16 protein-coding genes, 3 tRNA genes and 2 pseudogenes are annotated in these 21072 nt (G+C 64.8%); 15 read left to right on the plus strand and 6 right to left on the minus strand.

Translation table 11 applies throughout. The features are described from left to right. Window positions 1–151 precede the first annotated feature (151 nt). From ACNKW1_RS00005 to ACNKW1_RS00025, 5 genes are read left to right on the plus strand one after another with little or no spacing between them, the layout of a single operon-like run. On the plus strand, window positions 152–3931 hold the full coding sequence (locus ACNKW1_RS00005) for a nitrate reductase subunit alpha (protein ID WP_418362571.1): 3780 nt from the start codon (window positions 152–154) through the stop codon (window positions 3929–3931). A gap of 28 nt (window positions 3932–3959) precedes the next feature. Next, a complete protein-coding gene (gene narH, locus ACNKW1_RS00010; RefSeq protein WP_418362572.1) occupies window positions 3960–5489 on the plus strand; it encodes a nitrate reductase subunit beta in 1530 nt (509 codons plus the stop codon). Next, window positions 5486–6172 carry a nitrate reductase molybdenum cofactor assembly chaperone gene (gene narJ, locus ACNKW1_RS00015; protein ID WP_418362573.1) on the plus strand — a complete coding sequence of 229 codons (687 nt, stop codon included), beginning with the start codon at window positions 5486–5488 and terminating at the stop codon, window positions 6170–6172. The genes narH and narJ overlap by 4 nt, the downstream gene beginning before the upstream one ends. Further along, window positions 6169–6891 carry a respiratory nitrate reductase subunit gamma gene (gene narI / locus ACNKW1_RS00020; protein WP_418362574.1) on the plus strand — a complete coding sequence of 241 codons (723 nt, stop codon included), beginning with the start codon at window positions 6169–6171 and terminating at the stop codon, window positions 6889–6891. The genes narJ and narI overlap by 4 nt, the downstream gene beginning before the upstream one ends. 10 nt (window positions 6892–6901) lie before the next feature. Then, window positions 6902–7690 (plus strand): peptidylprolyl isomerase, encoded by a 789-nt coding sequence (locus tag ACNKW1_RS00025; protein ID WP_418362575.1) that lies wholly within the window; start codon window positions 6902–6904, stop codon window positions 7688–7690. 96 nt (window positions 7691–7786) lie between these two features. Here the strand turns inward: ACNKW1_RS00025 and ACNKW1_RS00030 are convergent, their stop codons facing one another. Both ACNKW1_RS00030 and pgi read right to left on the minus strand, forming a co-directional pair. Then, a complete protein-coding gene (locus ACNKW1_RS00030; RefSeq protein WP_418362576.1) occupies window positions 7787–8248 on the minus strand; it encodes a PaaI family thioesterase in 462 nt (153 codons plus the stop codon). Between the two features lie 127 nt (window positions 8249–8375). Further along, entirely contained in the window at window positions 8376–10031 is a 1656-nt protein-coding gene (gene pgi, locus ACNKW1_RS00035) for a glucose-6-phosphate isomerase (protein WP_418362577.1), read from the minus strand. Window positions 10032–10236: 205 nt separating this feature from the next. Here pgi and pgsA point away from each other — a divergent pair, with 205 nt between their 5' ends. From pgsA to ACNKW1_RS00060, 5 genes are all read left to right on the plus strand, one after another. Then, window positions 10237–10806 carry a CDP-diacylglycerol--glycerol-3-phosphate 3-phosphatidyltransferase gene (gene pgsA / locus ACNKW1_RS00040; protein WP_418362578.1) on the plus strand — a complete coding sequence of 190 codons (570 nt, stop codon included), beginning with the start codon at window positions 10237–10239 and terminating at the stop codon, window positions 10804–10806. A gap of 160 nt (window positions 10807–10966) precedes the next feature. After that, window positions 10967–11042: transfer RNA gene (locus tag ACNKW1_RS00045), tRNA-Gly, on the plus strand. Window positions 11043–11115: 73 nt separating this feature from the next. After that, window positions 11116–11189 (plus strand) — tRNA-Cys (locus ACNKW1_RS00050). Window positions 11190–11258: 69 nt separating this feature from the next. Continuing rightward, a tRNA-Gly gene (locus ACNKW1_RS00055) sits at window positions 11259–11334 on the plus strand. A 61-nt stretch (window positions 11335–11395) separates the two neighbouring features. Then, window positions 11396–12580, plus strand: a complete 1185-nt coding sequence (locus ACNKW1_RS00060) for an alkaline phosphatase family protein (protein ID WP_418362579.1) — start codon at window positions 11396–11398, stop codon at window positions 12578–12580. Window positions 12581–13012: 432 nt separating this feature from the next. Here the strand turns inward: ACNKW1_RS00060 and ACNKW1_RS00065 are convergent. The 3 genes and pseudogenes from ACNKW1_RS00065 to ACNKW1_RS00075 form a co-directional block, all read right to left on the minus strand. Further along, window positions 13013–13177, minus strand: a pseudogene (locus ACNKW1_RS00065) (ISAs1 family transposase); the annotation flags it as partial. Window positions 13178–13240: 63 nt separating this feature from the next. Next, window positions 13241–13738, minus strand: a complete 498-nt coding sequence (locus ACNKW1_RS00070) for a GNAT family N-acetyltransferase (RefSeq protein ID WP_418362580.1) — start codon at window positions 13736–13738, stop codon at window positions 13241–13243. Beyond that, entirely contained in the window at window positions 13735–14016 is a 282-nt protein-coding gene (locus ACNKW1_RS00075) for a DUF1778 domain-containing protein (protein ID WP_418362581.1), read from the minus strand. The genes ACNKW1_RS00070 and ACNKW1_RS00075 overlap by 4 nt, the downstream gene beginning before the upstream one ends. 117 nt (window positions 14017–14133) lie before the next feature. Here ACNKW1_RS00075 and ACNKW1_RS00080 point away from each other — a divergent pair. The 3 genes and pseudogenes from ACNKW1_RS00080 to ACNKW1_RS00090 form a co-directional block, all read left to right on the plus strand. Next, window positions 14134–14697: pseudogene (locus ACNKW1_RS00080) on the plus strand (transposase); the annotation flags it as partial. Beyond that, entirely contained in the window at window positions 14676–16604 is a 1929-nt protein-coding gene (locus ACNKW1_RS00085; RefSeq protein ID WP_418362582.1) for a DUF47 family protein, read from the plus strand. The pseudogene ACNKW1_RS00080 and the gene ACNKW1_RS00085, both read left to right, overlap by 22 nt. Window positions 16605–16669: 65 nt before the next feature. Next, window positions 16670–17989 carry a PEP/pyruvate-binding domain-containing protein gene (locus ACNKW1_RS00090; protein WP_418362583.1) on the plus strand — a complete coding sequence of 440 codons (1320 nt, stop codon included), beginning with the start codon at window positions 16670–16672 and terminating at the stop codon, window positions 17987–17989. Between the two features lie 106 nt (window positions 17990–18095). Here ACNKW1_RS00090 and ACNKW1_RS00095 read toward each other — a convergent pair whose 3' ends face one another. After that, on the minus strand, window positions 18096–19277 hold the full coding sequence (locus ACNKW1_RS00095) for a glycosyltransferase (RefSeq protein WP_418362584.1): 1182 nt from the start codon (window positions 19275–19277) through the stop codon (window positions 18096–18098). Window positions 19278–19461: 184 nt separating this feature from the next. On the opposite strand from ACNKW1_RS00095, the gene ACNKW1_RS00100 reads away from it, so the two are divergent. Both ACNKW1_RS00100 and arsS read left to right on the plus strand, forming a co-directional pair. Next, window positions 19462–20004, plus strand: coding sequence for a hypothetical protein (locus ACNKW1_RS00100; protein ID WP_418362585.1), 543 nt, complete (start codon window positions 19462–19464; stop codon window positions 20002–20004). 88 nt (window positions 20005–20092) lie between these two features. Next, window positions 20093–21055, plus strand: coding sequence for an arsenosugar biosynthesis radical SAM (seleno)protein ArsS (gene arsS / locus ACNKW1_RS00105; RefSeq protein ID WP_418362586.1), 963 nt, complete (start codon window positions 20093–20095; stop codon window positions 21053–21055). The last annotated feature ends 17 nt before the right edge of the window (window positions 21056–21072 follow it).

The raw sequence follows: 21072 nt of genomic DNA on the forward strand, positions 1-21072 counted from the left end.
CGGTTTCGCGGTGTTCTACGCCATCTGCGTGGTCATCAACTGGTGGTTCTACCTGCGCAAGGACGCGTATATCAAGAATCCTTAAGGAACAAATCCGTAGTTTGGACTTCGTACAGCAACCGATTTTCTGCACCAGGAAAGGAGCGGCAAGATGAGTCACTTCCTCGATCGACTGAAGTACTTCACGAACCCCAAGGAAGCCTTCTCGGGCGACCATGGCCTCGTCACCGGCGAGGACCGCACTTGGGAAGATGCCTACCGCAACCGCTGGGCGCACGACAAGATCGTGCGCAGCACGCACGGCGCAAACTGCACGGGCTCCTGTTCGTGGAAGATCTACGTCAAGGGCGGGATCGTCACTTGGGAAACCCAGCAGACCGACTATCCGCGTACGCGCCCGGACATGCCCAACCACGAGCCGCGGGGTTGCCAGCGTGGCGCGTCGGCGAGTTGGTACCTGTATTCGGCCAACCGGGTGAAGTACCCGATGGTGCGCAACCGCCTGGTGCAGATGTGGCGCGATGCGCGCCGCACGATGGACCCGGTCGAAGCCTGGGAGAGCATCGTCACCGACGAAGCCAAGCGCCGCGACTACCAGAAGGTGCGCGGCATGGGTGGTCTGGTACGTTCCACCTGGGACGAGGTGAACGAGATCATCGCTGCGGCCAACGTCTACACCATCAAGAAGCATGGCCCCGACCGTATCTACGGTTTCTCGCCGATCCCGGCGATGTCGATGGTGTCGTATGCCGCGGGCTCGCGTTACCTCAATCTGATCGGTGGCGTGCCCGGCAGCTTCTACGACTGGTACTGTGACCTGCCGCCGGCCTCGCCGCAGGTGTGGGGCGAGCAGACCGACGTGTGCGAATCGGCCGAATGGTTCAACTCGAACTACATCATGGCTTGGGGTTCGAACATCCCGCAGACGCGTACTCCGGACGCCCACTTCTTCACCGAGGCGCGCTACCGCGGCACCAAGACGGTGGCGGTCACGCCCGACTATTCCGAAGTGGCCAAGCTGTGCGACGAGTGGATGCACCCGAAGCAGGGCACCGATTCGGCGCTCGCGATGGCGATGGGTCACGTGATCCTGCGTGAGTTCCACTTCGGCGAGAGCCGGTCGGAATACTTCGACGACTACTGCCGCAAGTACACCGACCTGCCCATGCTGGTCCGTCTCGACGAGCGCGAGATCGAAGGCGGACGCAAGGTGCTGGCCGCTGGCCGCTACCTGCGTACCAGCGACTTCGAGGACCGCCTCGGCCAGGAGAACAACGCCGAGTGGAAGATGGTCGCCCTGGAGGAGGACGGCAAGATCGCCGTGCCGAATGGCTCGGGCGGTTTCCGCTGGGGCGAGCAGGGCGACATGGTCGGCAAATGGAACCTCGAGCAGCGCGACGCGCGTGACGGCAGCGAGTTCAAGCTCGCGCTCACCCTCATGGACATGCAGGACGGCGTGGCCGATGTCGGCTTCCCGTACTTCGGCGGCGTGCCGGCCGATTACCATCCGGGCAACGTGCAGGACGACGTCCTGGTGCGCAAGGTGCCGTATCGCACCATGCGCCTGGTGAACGAGAAGGGCGAGGCGGAGGAGGTGAAGGTCGCCTCGGTATACGACCTGATGGCTGCGCACTACGGCATCGATCGCGGCCTGGGCGAGGAGCCCAACCCCTGCGCGAAGAGCTACGACGACAACGTGCCTTACACGCCTGCCTGGCAGCAGCCGATCACCGGTGTGCCAGCCGAGACCGTGGTTCGCATCGCCCGCGAGTTCGCGCTCAACGCCGATCGCACACATGGCACCTCGATGGTCATCCTCGGCGCTGGCCTGAACCACTGGTACCACATGGACATGCATTACCGCGCCATCATGAACATGCTCATGATGTGCGGCTGCATCGGCGTGCCTGGTGGCGGCTGGGCACACTATGTGGGTCAGGAGAAGCTGCGTCCGCAGACGGGCTGGACCGCGCTCGCCTTCGCGCTGGACTGGGGCCGTCCGCCGCGCCAGATGAACTCGACCAGCTTCTTCTACGCCCAGACCGACCAGTGGCGCTACGAGAAGCTCGGGGTGGACGAGATCCTCTCGCCGCTCGCCGACAAGGCGGCGTTCGGTGGCAGCATGATCGACTACAACGTGCGCGCCGAACGCATGGGCTGGCTACCGAGCGCCCCGCAGCTCCGCACGAACCCGCTGCAGATCGCCCGCGACGCCAAGGCCGCCGGCATGGAAGCCAAGGACTACGTCGCCAAGGGCCTCAAGGATGGCACGCTGCAGATGAGCTGCGAGGATCCGGACCATCCGGACAACTGGCCGCGCAACATGTTCGTGTGGCGCTCCAACCTGCTCGGCTCTTCGGGCAAGGGTTCGGAGTATTTCCTCAAGCACCTGCTGGGTGCGCAGAACGGCGTGATCGAGACCGAACTTGGTCCTAACGAGGCGCGTCCGCACGAGGTCGTTTGGCACAACAAGGCGCCCGAGGGCAAGCTCGACCTGCTGGTGACACTCGACTTCCGCATGAGCACGACCTGCCTGTACTCGGACATCGTGCTGCCGGCGGCAACCTGGTACGAGAAGAACGACCTCAACACCACCGACATGCACCCATTCATCCACCCGCTGTCGGCGGCCGTGGATCCGGCCTGGGAAGCGCGGACCGACTGGGAAATCTTCAAGGGCTTCGCGAAGAAGTTCTCCGAGGTATGCGTCGGGCATCTGGGGGTCGAGGAGGACGTGATCGTCACGCCGATGATGCATGACAGCCCGGAGGAGCTCGGGCAGGCGACCGATGTGCGCGACTGGAAGCGTGGCGAGATCGACGTGATTCCCGGCAAGACCGCACCACGAGTCAGCGTGGTGGCGCACGACTACCCGAACACCTACAACCGCTTCACCTCCCTCGGTCCATTGATGGACAAGGTGGGGAACGGTGGCAAGGGCATCGCCTGGAACACCGAGGACGAGGTCAAGCTGCTCGCTGCGCTCAACGGCACCGTGCCCGAGGGCGAACCGATGGCGGAGCGTCCGCGCATCATGAGCGACATCGATGCGTGCGAGACCATCCTGATGCTCGCGCCCGAGACCAATGGTCACGTGGCGGTCAAGGCGTGGAAAGCGCTGTCGAAAATCACCGGTCGCGACCACACGCACCTGGCAATCCCGAAAGAGCACGAGAAGATCCGCTTCCGCGATGTGCAGGCCCAGCCGCGCAAGATCATCACCTCGCCCACCTGGTCGGGCATCGAGGCGGATGAGGTCTGCTACAACGCCGGATATACCAACGTGCACGAGCTGATCCCATGGCGCACGCTGACCGGTCGCCAGCAGTTCTACCAGGATCACCAGTGGATGCTGGCCTTCGGCGAAGGCTTTGCGAGCTATCGCCCGCCGGTCAACCTCAAGGCGGTCAAGCCGGTGCTCGGCAAGTACAGCAACGGCAACAAGGAGATCGTGCTCAACTGGATCACTCCGCACCAGAAGTGGGGCTTCCACAGCACCTACACCGAGAACCTGATCCTGCTCACGCTGAGCCGGGGCGGTCCCTGCGTGTGGATCTCCGAGCACGACGCCAGGGTTGCCGGCATCGAGGACAACGACTGGATCGAGGTCTTCAACGCCAACGGCGCGATCGCTGCGCGTGCGGTGGTGAGCCAGCGGGTGAACCCGGGCATGGCGCTGATGTACCACGCGCAGGAACGCATCGTGAATACGCCGGCCTCCGAGGTCACGCATGCACGTGGCGGCATACATAACGCGGTGACCCGCATCGTCACCAAGCCGACCCACATGATCGGCGGCTATGTCCAGCAGGCCTACGGCTTCAACTACTACGGAACCGTGGGTGCCAACCGTGACGAGTTCTGCGTGGTCCGCAAGATGAGCAAGGTTGACTGGATGGACGGCGAAGCCGCCGCCACGACGTCGCGTTGAGCCGAATCCGACTGATTGGAGAGAAACGATGAAAGTACGCGCACAAATCGGCATGGTGCTCAACCTCGACAAGTGCATCGGCTGCCATACCTGCTCCGTGACCTGCAAGCAGGTCTGGACCAACCGTCAGGGTATGGAATACGCCTGGTTCAACAACGTCGAGAGCAAGCCCGGCATCGGTTATCCCAAGGAGTGGGAGAACCAGGACAAGTGGGATGGCGGCTGGGTGCGTCGCTCGGACGGGAAGATCGAGCCGCGCCAGGGCGGCAAGTGGAAGATCCTGATGCGGATCTTCGCCAACCCGGGCCTGCCGACCATCGATGACTACTACGAGCCCTTCACCTTCGACTACCAGCACCTGCACACCGCGCCGGAGCTGCCCGCCGCGCCGGTTGCACGGCCGCGCAGCCTGATCACCGGCGACCGCATGGAGAAGATCGAGTGGGGCCCGAACTGGGAAGAGATTCTCGGTGGCGAGTTCGCCAAGCGCTCGAAGGACAAGAACTTCGACCAGATCCAGAAGGACATGTACGGTCAGTTCGAGAACACCTTCATGATGTACCTGCCGCGCCTGTGCGAGCACTGCCTGAATCCCGCCTGCGTGGCGAGCTGCCCCTCCGGCTCGATCTACAAGCGCGAGGAAGACGGCATCGTGCTGATCGACCAGGACAAGTGCCGCGGCTGGCGCATGTGCGTGTCGGCCTGCCCGTACAAGAAGATCTATTACAACTGGAAGAGCGGCAAGGCCGAGAAGTGCATCTTCTGCTACCCGCGCATCGAGGCGGGCCAGCCGACGGTGTGTTCCGAGACCTGTGTGGGCCGTATCCGCTACCTCGGCGTGCTGCTCTACGACGCCGACCGCATCGAGGCCGCCGCCAGCGTGCAGCACGACCGTGACCTGTACAAGGCACAGCTCGACATCTTCCTCGACCCGAACGATCCGAAGGTCATCGCGCAGGCGCGTGCCGACGGCGTGCCCGACGCCTGGCTCGAAGCCGCGCGCAAGAGCCCGGTGTACAAGATGGCGGTCGAGTGGAAGGTCGCGCTGCCGCTGCACCCGGAATACCGCACGCTGCCGATGGTCTGGTACGTACCGCCGCTGTCGCCGATCACCACCGCCGCCAACGCCGGCCAGATCGAGAGCAAGGGCGAGCTACCCGACGTCAAGCAACTGCGTATCCCGGTCAAGTACCTTGCGAACCTGCTGACCGCGGGTGACACCGAACCGGTCGTGACCGCACTCGAGCGCATGCTCGCGATGCGCACCTACCAGCGTGCCAAGCACGTCGAGCGCCGCAAGGACGCGAGCGTGCTGGAGCAGGTGGGCATGAGCGTAGCCGCTGCCGAGGAGATGTACCGCGTAATGGGCATCGCCAACTACGAGGATCGCTTCGTGATCCCGACCACCCACCGCGAGTACGCCGAGAACGCCTTCGACGTGCGCGGCAGCTGTGGCTTCAGTTTCGGCAACGGGTGCTCGGACGGCATCGGCGAGACGAGCCTCTTCGGCGCGCCCAAGAAGCGCACCATCCCGATCAAGCTGGGGGAACGCGCATGAGCACGCGAAACGCAAGCCTATCGCTGCGTGTGCTCGCCCGGCTGCTCGACTATCCGACCGACGACCTGCGGAGCAACCTCTCCGAGCTCAGGGCCGCCCTCGACGAGGAGGGTGCCTTGAGCGCAGGGCGTCGCGCCGAGCTCGGCCGACTCATGGACGAGATCCGGCGCAAGGATCAGCTTGACGTGGAGGCCAGCTATGTCGACCTGTTCGACCGCGGCCGCGCCACCTCGCTGCATCTGTTCGAGCATGTACACGGTGACTCGCGCGAGCGCGGCCAGGCGATGGTCGATCTCCAGCAGACCTACGCGCAAGGCGGGCTGTACTTTGCCGACCGCGAACTGCCCGACTACCTGCCGGCGGTGCTGGAATTCGCATCGACGCAGCCGCCCGAGCAGGCGCGCGCCTTACTCGGCGAGATCGCCCACATCATCAACGCACTGTTCGCTGCGCTGGAAAAACGGCGCAGCCACTACGCGGCGGCGATGGGGGCCTTGCTCGATCTTGCCGGTGAAAAGGCGACGCCGCTCGTGCTGCCGCAGGAGCCCACGCTCGACGAGGCCTGGGTCGAGCCCGACCCCTTCGGTGGTTGTTCCATCGACGGTCAGTCCAAGCCGGACCAGCCCCAGCCCATTCATTTCGTGCGCCACAGCGCGTCCCTGACATCCGGAGCCGCAAAATGAACGCCCTCGACAACTTCCTCTTCGGGATCTATCCCTACATCTGCCTCGCGGTATTCTTCCTCGGCAGCCTGATCCGCTTCGATCGTGACCAGTACACCTGGAAAAGCGATTCGTCGCAGCTCCTGCAACCGGGGCAGCTGAGGCTCGGCAGCAACCTGTTCCACGCCGGCATCCTGTTCCTGTTCTTCGGGCACTTCATCGGCATCCTCACGCCGCATGCGGTATATGAGCCCTTCATCAGCGCCGGGGCCAAGCAGGTCCTCGCGATGGTGAGCGGCGGCATCGCTGGCCTCGCCGGTATCGTCGGTCTGACCATCCTGCTGCGTCGTCGCATGACCGAGCCGCGCATCCGCAAGAACTCGAAGACCAGCGACATCGTCATCCTGTTCATGCTGTGGGCGCAGTTCGCGCTCGGCCTGCTCACCGTCCCGCTGTCGGCGCAGCACCTCGACGGCAGCATGATGATGAAGCTCGCCGAGTGGGGTCAGCGCATCGTCACCTTCCGTGGCGGCGCGGTCGAGATGCTCGAAGGCGTGGGAATCACCTTCAAGATGCACCTGTTCCTGGGCATGACGATCTTCCTCGTGTTCCCCTTCACTCGCCTCGTGCACATCTGGAGCGGTTTCGCTGCGCTCGCTTACGCGGCGCGTCCGTTCCAGCTCGTGCGTAGCCGCAGGCTGAACCTGCCGGCCAGCAACAACGAAGCCGGTCGTCCGTGAGGGCATGGTGATGGATGAGCGAAGCGTGATTGCGATGCCGATGGCCCGCGTGAATGGGGTCGCACTGCATGCCGAGGGCGAGCAACTGCCCGCCGAAGCGCTGCGCCAGCGCGCCTGCACCGAGTTGCTGCGCCAGGCGGCGCAGCGCGAGGGCTTGCTGGGCGCAGAGGATGCGCCCAGCAGCGATGGCGTGATCAGCGAGGCGGCAGCGAAGGCGATCGAGGACTTGCTGGAGTGTGAGGTCAAGCTCCCGGAGCCCGCGGACGAGGCGTTGCGGCGTCATTTCGAGGCACACAAGGCGCGTTTCGCGAGCGGAGAGAAGGCGCACCTGCGCCACATCCTGTTCGCGGTCACGCCGGGTGTCGATGTCGCCGCCCTGCGCGAGCAGGCCGAGCACGTCCTGCTCGACGTGCGTTGCCATGACGACAAGGAAGAGGGCGGTTTTGCCGCGCGCGCGCGCGAGTTCTCCAATTGCCCCAGCGGTGCGCAGGGCGGGGATCTGGGCGTGCTCACCGAGACCGACTGCGCGCCCGAGTTCGCGCGCGAGGTCTTCGGTCACGCCGAGGTGGGCGTGCTGCCGCGCCTGGTGCACAGCCGCTTCGGGCTTCACGTGGTCGAGGTGCTCGAGCGCACGCCCGGCGTGGTGCCGAGCTTCGAGGCGGTCAGGGGCGCGGTGCTGCAGTCCATGCACCAGACCAGCTATGTGACCGCCTTGCGCCAGTACCTGCGCCTGCTGGCCGGCCAGGCCGAGGTCGTCGGGGTGGATCTGGAAGCCGCGGAGACGCCGCTCGTGCAGTGATCACGCCACCGCGCGGACGCGCCCACGGCGGGCGCAATCGAAAAGGGGCATGACGCGGCTGTTGCGCGACATGCCCCTTTTGCCTTAGCCGTGTCCTCAGGCCTTGAAGGTATCGGGCATCTGCACTGCGACGACCTCGCCGCGCGCCGTCATCACGTCGCCGGCCCACACTTCGGCTTCGACGACCACCTTGCGGCCCTTGATCTCCTTGACGCGGCCGCGCAGCACCAGTTCCGGCCCCATCGGCGTGGGCTTGAGAAAGTCGACGTGCAGCGATCCGGTCACGAAGCGGAAGGGCGGTTCGCTGTCCATCTCGCGGTTCTCGGCGCGGTAGGCAGCGGCGGCGGCAGTGCCGGTGCTGTGACAGTCGATCAGCGAGGCGATCAGGCCGCCGTAGACGAAGCCGGGAATTGCGGTGTGCTCGGGCCTCGGGTGGAAGCGGGTGACGGTTTCGTCGCCTTCCCAGAACGTCTTGATCTGGTGGCCGTGTTCATTGAGGCGGCCGCAGCCATAACAGTGGGCGACGTTCTCGGGGTAGTAGTCCTGGAATGCGTGCACGGGCTTGCTCCTTCAAGGGTCAGAATCGTGCGTGCATCTTAGGCCGGCTGCAGAGGCATTCCCATTGCGCGTTCCGACATCGATCGTGCAAATTGCGCCAGCTTGATGTTTGGTGCGAAAGGACCGTCTATCGGGAAGGGCGGCTCCGGTACAGCTCGATCAGGGCAAGCGTGCTGCTGTCGTGCTGGTCCGTTCGCGGCGGCGCCGTGGCGGGGTCGAGCTCGGCGAGTACGCGGGCAGCCAGTTGCTTGCCCAACTCGACGCCCCATTGGTCGAAACTGTTGATGCCCCAGATCACGCCCTGAACGAAGCAGCGGTGCTCGTAGGCGGCGAGCAGGGCTCCTAGCGTGCGGGCGTCCAGCCGGTCGAGCAGCAAGGTGTTGCTCGGGCGGTTGCCAGGAAAGCTGCGGTGTGGAACCAGCGCGTCGATCCGCGCTGCGGAAAGGCCGGCAGCGTGCATCTCCGCGCGAGCCTCGGCGCAGGTGCGGCCGCGCATCAGGGCTTCGGACTGCGCGACCATGTTCGCGAAGGCGATCCGATGCAGGGCCGGATCCTCATCGCCGGGCTCAAGGACGCCGATGAAATCGACCGCGACCGTCTGCGTGCCCTGGTGCAGCAGCTGGAAATAGGCATGCTGGCCGTTGATGCCCTGCTCGCCCCACACGACCGGACTCGTGGGGTAATCCACCGCAGTACCGTTCTCCCGGACCGACTTCCCGTTCGATTCCATCTCGAGCTGCTGAAGCCATGCGGGCAGCCGGTGGAGGCGCTGGTGATAGGGTGCGATCAACTGGCTGGGCACCTCGAGGAAACTGGCGTTCCAGATGCCCGTCAGGGCCATCAGCACGGGCAGGTTGCGGGTGAACGGCGTGCTGCGGAAGTGCTCGTCCATCGCCCGTGCGCCGGCGAGCAGGGCATCGAAGCGCGCTGGGCCGAGGGCGAGCAGGATGGACAGCCCGACGGCACTCCACAATGAGAAGCGTCCGCCCACCCATTCCCAGAAGCCGAACATGTTTGCCGGGTCGATGCCGAAGGCCTGCACCGCCTGCGCGTTGGTCGACACGGCCACGAAATGGTGCGCAACGGCGTCCGCGGCGCCCGCCTGCGCAAGCAGCCATGCGCGTGCCGCGCGGGCGTTGGCGAGCGTCTCCTGGGTCGTGAAGGTTTTGGACACGACCACGAACAGCGTCGTCGCAGGCGTGCAGCCTGCGAGCACATCGCCGAGCTGGACGCCGTCGACGTTGGAGACGAAATGCACGCGCGGCCCTGCTCTCCCACGTTCGCGCAGCGCCTCGCACACCATCGCGGGGCCGAGGTCCGAGCCGCCGATTCCGATGTTCACCACGTCGGTAATGGGACGGCCGTCATATCCGCGCCAGTGCTCCCCGCGCACGCGGCGCGCGAAGTCATCCATGCGTGCACGCACGCCGGAAACCTCGGCGGCGACATCTGTGCCGTCCGCCATCCAGCGGGCGTGGGGTTCGCTGCGCAAGGCGACATGCAGGACGGCGCGGTCTTCCGTTCCGTTGATGTGCTGCCCCGAGAACATGGCCTCGATGCGCTCGCCCAGCCCGGAAGCCTCGGCAAGCGCCCCGAGCAGGGCCAGCTCCTTGTCACGCAGCAGGTTCTTGGAGAAGTCCAGGGTGAGGCCGCAGGCCGATACCCGCATGCACCGACCGCGATCAGGCGCTTGCTCGAACAGGTCGCGCAGGGTGTGTGTGGCGAGCTCGCGCCGGCAGTCGCGCAGGGCCTGCCAGATCCGGTTGTGCTGCGGGGCGTGCATGAGGGGACGGGGTGCGAGGGGGCGGAGAGCGGGCAGGCCGCGGATGGAGAATGCCGATGGGGCGAAAGCGGCGATCTTACCGGCCCCGCCGGGTGTTGTGTGCACCGCCGTCACAGCTCGGTACAGCGGCCGAAACGGCGCGCATGCCGCCCCAAGGCCTGCGCTATACTCGCGCTTCGAGCAATCATGCGAGATGCACGCAGGCATGCCGCAAAACATCCCCAATGCGCTGACCTGGGCGCGCATCGTTCTGATCCCCATCTTCGTCGGCCTGTTTTACCTGCCGGACGCGCTGATGCCGGTCGCGAGCAAGAATCTGATCGCAACCATTCTCTTCGTCGTCGCTGCGATCACGGACTGGTTCGACGGCTACCTCGCGCGTGCGCTGGGGCAGACCTCTGCATTCGGTGCCTTCCTCGATCCGGTTGCAGACAAGCTCATGGTGGCCGCGGCGTTGATCCTGCTCGTGCAGCTCGGGCGGGCAGACGCGCTGATCGCGGTGGTCATCATCGGGCGCGAGATCACGATTTCGGCTTTGCGTGAGTGGATGGCCCGGGTGGGGCAGTCGGCAAGCGTGGCGGTTGCCTACGTCGGCAAGCTCAAGACCGCGGCGCAGATGGTGGCGATTCCGATGCTGCTGTTCAATGCATCGCTCTTCGGTGTCGATGTGCGCGCGATCGGAAATGTGCTGATCTATGTCGCCGCCGCGCTCACGCTGTGGTCCATGGGCTACTATCTGCAGCGGGCAATGCCCTTGCTGCGCGAGAAGGAGTGAGATCCAGGGGTGGGGTGGCCACGATTGTGGTGTGCACCGTGGTTTCGAGGCAGGCGGCTCTGTGCGCAGCTTCAAGAAGTCGGGGTTAAAAGTTGGCGCTAAAAGTGGCGCTAAAAGTTGACGTCCTGAAAAAACTGCCTATAATGGCGGTCTTTCCCGGGCGGGAATAGCTCAGTTGGTAGAGCGCAACCTTGCCAAGGTTGAGGTCGCGAGTTCGAGACTCGTTTCCCGCTCCAAAGAATTCGAAAGGTCAGGCTTGGGCCTGGCCCGGAGGCTCCGGAGCCCGGGGCAGCCGGCCGAAACGGTCGTGGCGCGATGGCAGAGTGGTTATGCAGCGGCCTGCAAAGCCGTGTACCCCGGTTCGATTCCGAGTCGCGCCTCCAGTAGTTGAAGCAGTTTGCAGTATTGCGTCAGGGTGCTCGAGTCGATATACTTCGCGCCCTGTCGTCAAAGCGGGAATAGCTCAGTTGGTAGAGCGCAACCTTGCCAAGGTTGAGGTCGCGAGTTCGAGACTCGTTTCCCGCTCCAGATTCCGAAGCCGGATGAATGCTCAGCATTCATCCGGCTTCTGCTTTTGAGCGCCGCTTCCATGCTGACGCCTTCCATTCCCTTCCCGCTTCCGGCTGAAACCGTGCTGCCCGATTACGGTGCGGGCGGCATTTTTGGGTTCGCGCGGGGGTTGCGCAACTGGTTGCACGACCGGGATGCCGCTTGGCCTGCCGGTGGGGTTCCATCCAGCAGCGGCACCCTCGTGGTTGTACTCGTCATCGATGGCCTGGGCGACCGCTTCCTGTGTAGCGAAGGCGTCGGCTCCGCGCTGCATTCTGCACGGCAGGGGGCGCTCACATCGGTTTGCCCGAGCACGACGGCGAGCGCCGTGACGACATTGCTCACCGGCGTGGCGCCTGCCGAGCACGGTCTGAACGGCTGGTTCATCCACGACCGGCGCTTTGGCGGTGTGATTGCACCGCTACCGCTGGTGCGGCGTGATGGAGAGGCGGTGGAGGCGTTTCACCTGCTGCCTCGCCTGTGCCCGGTGCCGCCGATGTTCTTCCATGCTTGTCGGCCGGTGAACCTGATCTCCCCGGTCGAAATCGCGGGCTCGCGCTTCACCCGTCATCATGCGCGGGGGGCACATGTCGAGCCCTACGATGGTTTGGCGGATCTTGGCGCAGCAATCGTCGACATGGCGGACGCCCTCGCTGGCAGCGGGGGGCTCATTCATGCCTACTACCCTGGATTCGATGCCGTGAGCCATGTGTATGGCTGCCGTTCGCCCGAGGCGCTCGCGGAATTCTGGCGGGTCGATGCGATGTATTCCGCGCTCGTGCGCAGTCTTTCCGGGCGCGGCGTACATCTGGTGGCCACGGCCGACCACGGCTTCATCGACGCACCGCCTGAGCGCTGCATCGACATCGCACCGGAGGGCAGCTTGGCGCAGATGCTGGCGGCACCCTTGTTCGGTGAGCGTCGGCTTGCGTTCTGCTGCGTCCGCGAGGGCGCATGGGGTGAATTCGAGGCTTGGGCGGCCGAGGCGCTCGCAGGCCGGGCGGTCGCGGTCCGCGCGGCGGACTTCCTGGCGGTGGGGCTGCTTGGGCCGGGTAGGGCGCATCCGCGCCTCGCCGAGCGTGCGGGCAGTCATGTGCTATTAATGGAGCCCGGCTGGACGATTGTCGATCACGTGTCTGGCGAGCGCGTCCATGACATGGTCGGCGTGCACGGCGGACTCAGCGCGGACGAAATGCTGGTGCCGCTGATCACGACGTACTGCTGAAGCCGCCTCGTCCTGCGCTCATGACGCGGTTGCGGCGACCGCAAGGGCCCGTAGATCAATGAACGACTCGGCTTGCCTTTATTTCCTTTCAGCTTGCTCGACGTTTTCCGGCGCGTTCGGGAGGATGGCAGCGCACATGGGCCGGTGCGGCGCCAGCGCTGCTTGGCGTTGTTCGGTGTCCCGCGAGCGCTCACCGTGGACGCTGCCGCGGTGGCCGCGCTCGGCGATCCTCAATCCTTGAACATTGCGCGGAGTTGCTCCACGTTTCGATGCCAATCGTCCAGTGCATCCGGATCATCGACGAGGTCGACGATCGTACGCCTGGCCTGGATGGGCTGCTGTTCCTGTGCGACATGCGGTGCGGGTGGATTGCCGGACACGCTCGGAACAGTGCCCGTGGCCTTCGGGTTCATCGTGGAAGTGGCCCAGACGGGATGGGTTGGCGGTGCCGGTCTTGTCCGCACGAATCAGGTTCATCACGATCTTCTTGAGCAGCGAGAGGTTCTGCGGCGCGTTGTCCTTGCGGATCATGCAGTCGTCTTCATCGAAGCAGACGTCGAGCATCCAGTGCGTACGATTTTTTTCCGTTTCGTGAGCTGACCCCTGGTTGGGCGGTTCTCGAAAACCATTCTCGGTTCAGACGGCTCTGAGTAACGAGTTTCAAGAACGCTGGATGGTTGCCAGCGGCAAGAACTGGGTGCGCGGTGAGTCTGGCAACGCAATGAAGCCATGATGCCGGTAGAAGGCCGCAGCCGCCTCGTCCTTGGCATCCACCATCAAGGCATAGGCGGCGATCTCGGAGCAGGCGGCACGGTCGAGCGCATCGGCCAGCAGCGCACCGCCTAGACCCTGCCCCTCGAAAGCCTTATCGACTGCCAGGCGGCCCATGCGGACGGCGGGCACGGTCGGATAGCGCGGCAGCTTCTTGCCGGCGCTGGCCGTAAGGCCGGCCTGCAGCAGGCTTGCCGACGCCAGCGTGTAGTAGCCCGCGATGCGCTTCCCTTCGGCCAACGCCACGAAACAGGCAGCCACACGGCGGTGAACGTCCTGGGTGACTTGTTCCCGCAGGTAGCGGTCAAGCGGTTCTGAACCGCAGTTGAACGCGGCGCGATCATGCGCGGCATCGAGCGGCGCGAGCCGGAACGGCGCGCTGCTCATTCAGCACGCAAGAGCGTGCGGCGACGGGCGAAAGCTCGTTCCAAGGCCGGGGCCGGTTGCGGCGGCGACAGCAGCGCCTGTGCAAAGCTTTCCTGATCGGCCAGCGACAGCCGGATGACCTCGGCTTGCTCGATGGCGCGTTGCGCGGCCTCCTGGACGGCAGCGACCACGAAATCAGTCATGGTGCGCCCCTGAAGTTCGGCGGCGCGCTTGAGCATCGAATGCAGATCGGTGCTGATCCGGGCTTCGAGGCGGGCGGTAGAAATGGCTGCGGGCATGATCTTGTCCTCCTGATGCAAAACATACGGCAGATTGCCGTACAGAACAAAGCGGAATTTCGGCAGTTCCAGCTTATGCCAAAGGCTTGATGTACTTTATTTTCCGTTTCCTGAGACGACCCCACGTACATCCCGATGGCCAAGGGCTTCCTGTACCTGGTGGCGATCCTCGACTGGGCGACCCGCCGGGTGCTCGCGTGGCGGCTGTCGAACACGCTCACGACCGACTTCTACGTGGCCGCGCTGGAGGAGGCAATTGCCCGCTACGGCGCGCCCGAGATCTTCAACACCGACCAGGACAGCCAGTTCCCGGCGGAAGGCTTCACCGGGGTGCTCAAGCGTCACGATATCCGCATCAGCATGGACGGGCGCGGCCGTTGTCATGACAATATTTTCGTCGAGCGGCTGTGGTGGACCGTGAAGCACGAGTGGGTGTACCTGCGCCCGTGCGCCGACGGCCGCGAGCAGAAGGCGAGCCTGGCGGCGTGCTTCGAGTGGTACAACCGGCGCCGGCCGCACCAGGCGCTGGGCTGTCAGACGCCCGACGAGGCGTACTTGGGGCAAGAAGAGGAGGCCGCCCTGCGGGGAGCGGCTCTGCGGTGTGACGTATTTGTCGCAATCGGGCCGGACAATCCAGGCTCGTGTACCCGGAGCCCGTCGTGGAGAAAACCGAAGCTGTAGCCAGTCTGGGCCAGACCGAACTGCTGAAGCCGGCGCGCGTGCGCGCCGCGCTGGCTGCCAACGACCGGCTCAAGCTCTATCTGAGCGCCCTGCAGGCAGCGCAGGCGCATGCCATGGGCGGCGAGTCGCAGGCGGTCGATCTTTCGCACGAATTCGCTGCGGTGGGTGTGAAGGCGCCGTGGCTGCTGGAATTGCCCTCCAGCGCGTTTCGCGATGGCTCGCGGCTGCACATCCCCGATCTGCCGAGACTGCGTTCCAGCATCCTCGTGGATCTGCGGATCATGGGGCGCCCCGTTGCGGGGGATCCGTCCCTGGATGGCCGCATAGATCACTGGTGCGCGTGGCTGGAGCAGTTGCAGCCCGATACGCTGTCGGCAGGCGACATCCAGGCGCTGACGAGCGGCAAGCGCGGCAAGGACGACAGTCTCCATTTGCTGGTCATGGACCTGCACAAGGCGATCAATCGCCTGGCCGCGGATCTGTCGAGCGAAACCATCGACGGCGCGCACGTGTGGCAGATCGATGATGCTGACCGTGCGCGTGTCGCGGCCTTCATGCGGGGTGTCAACCGTACACGCCCGCTCAAGCTTGAGCACCCGGGGCTCGACACGGCCGCGACGCGCGACGGCGACCGGCTGCTGTTACAGAACGATATCGGCACCAATGATGCGCACGTTTTGGTGATGCAGGTGCAGGACCGGGTCATCACCTTGACATACTCGGATCTGCACCACCGCCGCTTCGCCTTCTTTCAGTCGCTGTTGAGCGAGGTTGCTGCGGTCTGGAGCGAACCTCAGGCGCGCAGCACTGCCGGGCTGAATCTCGGCGCCACCTATTACGTCGGCACCGCGCGCTTCGAGTGCGATGACGACGAGGAGGTGGCGCAGACGCTGGAGGGCATCGGCGAGCGCATCGTGTTCCTGATCGACTGGAACCGTGCGCGCAAGCGTCTTGAGCAACTGGTCAGCAAGTCCGATGCCGTCGCCATCCTGGATGAGGCTGCACGCAGGCAAGTTGGTCACATGGCCTGGCTCGAGGCGGGGGGCGAGAAGCTGGTGTTCGGGGCAATGCAGGCGCTGGGTGCAGGCTATTTCCGCATTGGCGACCGGCTCGACGTGGTGATGGGAAGCGAGAAGGCGACGGCGTTTCTGCTCGACGTGATGGCGCAAGCCCTGGCGGCGGTGCGGCAACGTCAGCCCCAGACACTGGTCGCCGACGATACGCGCTTGCTGCTCGCGGGCTATCTGCGCAGACATGACGAGTTCGACCTGCTTGCCGAGCACGCTGCCTACTGCCATGCCATGGCAGAGGGCTTGCGCGATGGGCTTGCGCACAACCATGAACGCGACAAGAAGGCCGCGCGCAGGTTTGCAGAGCGGGCGAAGGAGTGGGAGCGCAGTGCCGACCAGCTGGTGATGGATGCGCGTGCACGGGCCGAAGCACGCCCGCGCTGGGAGGCGTTCGCCGAGTTGGTCGAAACCGCCGATGACGTCGCCGATGCGCTCGAGGAGGCCGCATTCCTGCTTTCGCTCATCGCCGCGGATCATCACCAGGGGTGGCGGGGTGAGGTCCACCAGACCATGCAGTTGCTTGCCGACACGGTGCTCGGTGCCGCACAGGATCACGTGCGCGCGCTCGAGATCGCTCGCACGCTCGGTGAGGACAGCAATGCTGAGGATCATGAGGAGTTCGTGTCTGCGCTCTGGCGGGTGCTCAATGCAGAGCGCCAGTGCGACGTGCTGCTTCGTGACGTGCGCCGTGCGCTTGCAGAACACATCAGCGATGCGGCGACACTCAGCCTGAGCACTGATTTTGCGCAGGCACTCGAATCCGCCTCGGACTGGATGCTCGCCACCGGTTATGGCTTGCGGCGGCTCGCCTTCAGCCGGGTAGGGGGCGGACAATGAGCGGGCGTGCGGCGGATGTGAAGGGTGCGGAAGCAGTGCCGATGCGGGCGGACGAAAGGTGTGTCGTGCAGACGATCGAACGGGATGCGCCGCTGCCTGCCCATGGGAGTGCGCGCGTGCTTGGTGCCAAGGCCTGGAATCTTGCGCGAATGGCTGCGCTGGGCTTGCCGGTGCCGCCAGCCTTCGTGATCGGGACGGGCTGGTGCGCGCAGTCGAATGGCATCAGAAGCCATCACTGGCTGCCGGCGCTGGAAACGCTGGAGCGATCCTGCAGGCTGCGCCTGGGGGATCCACGTCACCCCTTGCTGGTTTCGGTGCGCTCCGGAGCGCCAGTGTCGATGCCAGGCATGATGGAAACACTGCTCAACGTTGGCCTGACGGAAGAAACCCTGCCGGGGTTCGTGCGCATCACCGGGCATCCGCGTTTGGCCTGGGACGCTTACCGGCGACTCATTGCCGGTTATGGTGAAACCGTGGCGGAGATCGATGCAGCACACTTCGAGGAAGATCTCGAGGTGCTGCGGGGAGCGCTCGACGAGCGGGAACTCGATTTCGCCACGTTGCGCGAGCTTTCACGACGCCACCTCGCAACCTACCAGCGCGAGGCCGGGGAAGCTTTTCCGCAGAATGCACACGAGCAGCTAAGGCAGGCAATCGCTGCCGTGATGGCCTCCTGGCAGCGTGAAAAGGCGGTCACCTACCGCAGGCTGCACGGTATCGACGATGACCTGGGGACGGCGGTCATCGTGCAGCGTATGGTGTTCGGCAATGCCGGCGGTGTTTCCGGGGCTGGAGTTGGCTTTACGCGTGACCCGAGTAGTGGCGAGCGCCGTCCATGGGTCGATTTCCTGTTCAATGCACAGGGCGAGGACGTGGTGAGCGGGCGACGCAGCGCGCTCGGGCACGATGAGCTTGCCTCGGTCGCACCGGCTGTCTGGCAAGCGCTGCTTGAGCTTGTGGGCTTGCTCGAACGCAACTTCGGGGACATGCAGGACTTCGAGTTCACCGTGCAACATGGGCAACTCTATCTGCTGCAGACGCGCAACGGAAAGCGGACGCCGCTCGCGGCAGCGCGTATTGCGCTCGATCTGATGGACGAGGGCGTGATCGACGCCGGTACGGCGGCCCGACGGACACACGGCCTCGACGCTGCCGCATTGACGCAGCGGCATGTCGCCGCGAGCGATGGCACCTCGATCGACCCGGTCGCGCGAACCTTGACACTGGCTGGGCGGCTGTTGCACGAAGGGGCTCTGATCACGCTCGATGGCAATGAGGGCACGATCTACCTGGGCGCAACGAAGATCGTCGAAAGCGTCCCACAGGAGATCCTCACCTGCCTCGAAGGCTTGCGTTGCGGGCAGTCGATGGCGTCGGGTGGGTGATACCCGGTGTGCGTTTCGGTATCGACGTATCTGCCGGTCTGGTACGGGCGCTCGACGAGATCGACGCACGACCCGGAAAAGGTGTGCAGTGTGGGGATCGGGCAGGTCAGATGGTGGAGGCAGTGTGGCGCAAGCCGGTGTCGATCCCCCGATCGACGTGTTCCGTCGCCTGTACCAGGATCCGGTCGAGGATCTCCGGCACCTCGAACAAAGCCCGGTTTTCCATCTGGCGGACGCGGGCCTTGAATGCATCCATGCCACTGAGAAGTTGGGCTACTGCGCGCTCGATGGTGCGGAAGCTGCCGTGGACGATGCCCACGCCGTTCTCTCGCACCCATTGTGCGTTGTAGCGCTCCTGCGGCATGGTCCATGCATTGTCGACGACGATCACCGGGAGGCCCTGCTGCACGGCCTCGCTGATGCTGCCCGGCCCCGGCTTGCCGATGAAGAAGTCGGCAAGTTGCATGTAGTAGGGGATGTCCGAGGTGAACTCGACCACCCTTCTTGGTGCGATCACGGGAAGCTGGCGCAGGCGTGCGGCGAGCGCCCTGTTATGGCCGCAAATCAGGATGAGCTGCGTCGTTGCTGCCAGGCGCTGCGCGATACCGAGCATCGCCTTCGAGCCGTGGCCGCCGAAAAGCACCAGGCCGGTAGGGCGTCTGGGGTCCAGACCGAGGCGCAAGCGTTCTTCCGCACGGTCGACCTTGGCGGGTGCATAGAACTCCGGGCGGATGATCATCCCCGAGGTGAGATGAATGCGCCTCGTGTCGTGGCCGAGGATCCGTGCCTGCTCGGCGGCCCGGGGCGTACCGCAGATGAAGTGCTGTAGCTGATCGGGTTCGATCCAGAAGCTGGGCGGCAGATCGGCCAGATCGGTCAGCAGCGTGACATAGGGCACCCCCGGAAGGCTTGATGCAAGGCTTTCGTGGAGCGCCCGGTTGAAGTTCGGTACGAGCGAAACGACCAGATCGGGCTCGGTACGCAGCCAGTGCTGCTGCAGGGACCGAAGCAGCAGGGGGTGGGCGAAGCGTATCGCCGCCTGCAGCAGCTTCAGTTCCTGCGCCATCCCCAGCGTCCAGCCGCGGGAGAGGCGCTTGTTGTACCAGTCTTCCGGGCCGCTGCCGGTAATGGACCGGAACTTGTCCTGCGGATCGAGCACTTCGAACAGGTTCACCAGGCGTACCTGCCAGCTGGGCGCCTGGCGGTGCAGCGCCGCCTCCAGAGCCAGCGCCGAGGCGCGGTGCCCGCCACCGGCATTGAAATAGATCAGATCGATCTTCGTCGTCATGTGCCTCTTCCTGCTGCGTCGCCGGGGGCCGGATCGGGGTGGGTTTCCATCTCCAGCCCGATCGGAGGGAGAAGGTCTTCCAGTGCGAGCGTGTGCAGCAGTTTCTCCCTGAACTCGGTTGGTGAGGCATGGATGAAATCCTCCGGGACGCCATGCGTTTGGCGCAGCCGGTTCCGGATGCGAAGTGATCGAACGCATCGATGTCGATGGCGTGGCGTGCGAACAAGCGCCGGAGCGTCTGTTCCGGGTCGATCGTCACATTGCGCGTCACCATGCCGATGCGAACGTGCGGCGTGGCGATCAGGGTCTGCAGCAGGGCTGCGATGCCGGGGTAAAGAACGGCTTCGTCGCGGTAGAAGTCGGTCAGCGTCTCCAGCAGGCGCTTCCGATTCTGCTTGCCGAACTGCTGGCGCAGGTTGTTCGGGAACTCGCGCAGCCCGCCCAGATACTTGAACAGCTTGCGCCGTCGCTGGAAGCGTTCGAGATCGCCGATGGCCATGCCATGGCGCAGAAAACTCTGCTCGATCGCATGGAAGGCGTCGATGGTCGTGCCGTCGGCGTCGAAGATGACCAACTGATCTCGGTTTGGGTAGGGGACCATGCAGCAAAACTAAGCGAACATTGCGACGAACGCGTGACAGTCCTGTATGTAGCGCTGCTACAGGCCCGGTTCGTTTGCTCAAGCAGGAACAGGCAAGGATCGGATGGCGTCCAGGGGGCGGCGTGACTCCTGACATAGCTCCAGCCTCAGGCGTCTGGTTGTAAGGATTTGCCAGCGCCTCCGACCAAGGAACAAACCGACCCGGAGCAATGCAATGCGCGACACCTTCCCCCTGTTGGTCAAGACCGACTTCCCCGCGCTCACGCGCGGCCGTCTCGAAGTGCTGCAGGCAAACCTTGGCTATCGCTGCAACCAGGCCTGTCTGCACTGCCACGTGGCAGCCAGCCCGCGCCGCACCGAGGAAATGAGCTGGGACACGATGGCGCTGTTGCTCGAGGTCGCCCGCCGACATCGGGTGAGCACGCTGGACCTCACCGGCGGCGCGCCGGAGATGAATCCCAACTTCCGGCGGCTTGTCGCCGAGGCTCGGGCGATGGGGCTTCATGTCATCGACCGCTGCAATCTCACCATCCTGGGCGAGCCGGGCTATGAAGGACTGGCCGATTTTCTGGCCGCGCAGCGGGTCGAGGTCATTGCCTCGTTGCCGTGCTACCTGGAGGACAACGTAGATGCCCAGCGGGGCGAGGGCGTGGGCCGGCAAAGCATGGAGGGTTTGCACCGGCTCAATGCGCTCGGCTATGGCCAGGCGGACTCAGGGCTTGTGCTCAACCTGGTCTACAACCCGCTCGGCCCCAGCCTGCCGCCCGACCAGCAGGGACTGGAGCAGGCGTACAAGCGCGAGTTGGCGGCGCGCTACGGCATCGTATTCAATCAGCTCTTCGCGCTGGCCAACATGCCCATCCAGCGCTTCGGCAGTCAGCTTGTTTCGCGCGGGCAGTTCGAGGACTACATGGCATTGCTCAAGGGCGCCCACCGGCAGGAGAACCTGGGCGGGGTGATGTGCCGCACGCTGGTGTCGGTCAGCTGGCAGGGGCAGGTGCACGACTGTGACTTCAACCAGATGCTCGGGCTGCCGCTCGGCGCCCGGCCACAGGTCACGCATCTGTCGGATCTTCTGGGCGATGGCCTGGAGGACGGAGAAATCCGGGTTGGCGAGCATTGCTACGGCTGCACCGCCGGGCAGGGGAGCAGTTGCGGCGGCGCGCTCGAGCATTGAGCGAATCGGCAGGCATC

This window comes from Thauera sp. WH-2 (genome assembly GCF_048321015.1).
In the GTDB taxonomy this organism is placed as follows: domain Bacteria; phylum Pseudomonadota; class Gammaproteobacteria; order Burkholderiales; family Rhodocyclaceae; genus Thauera.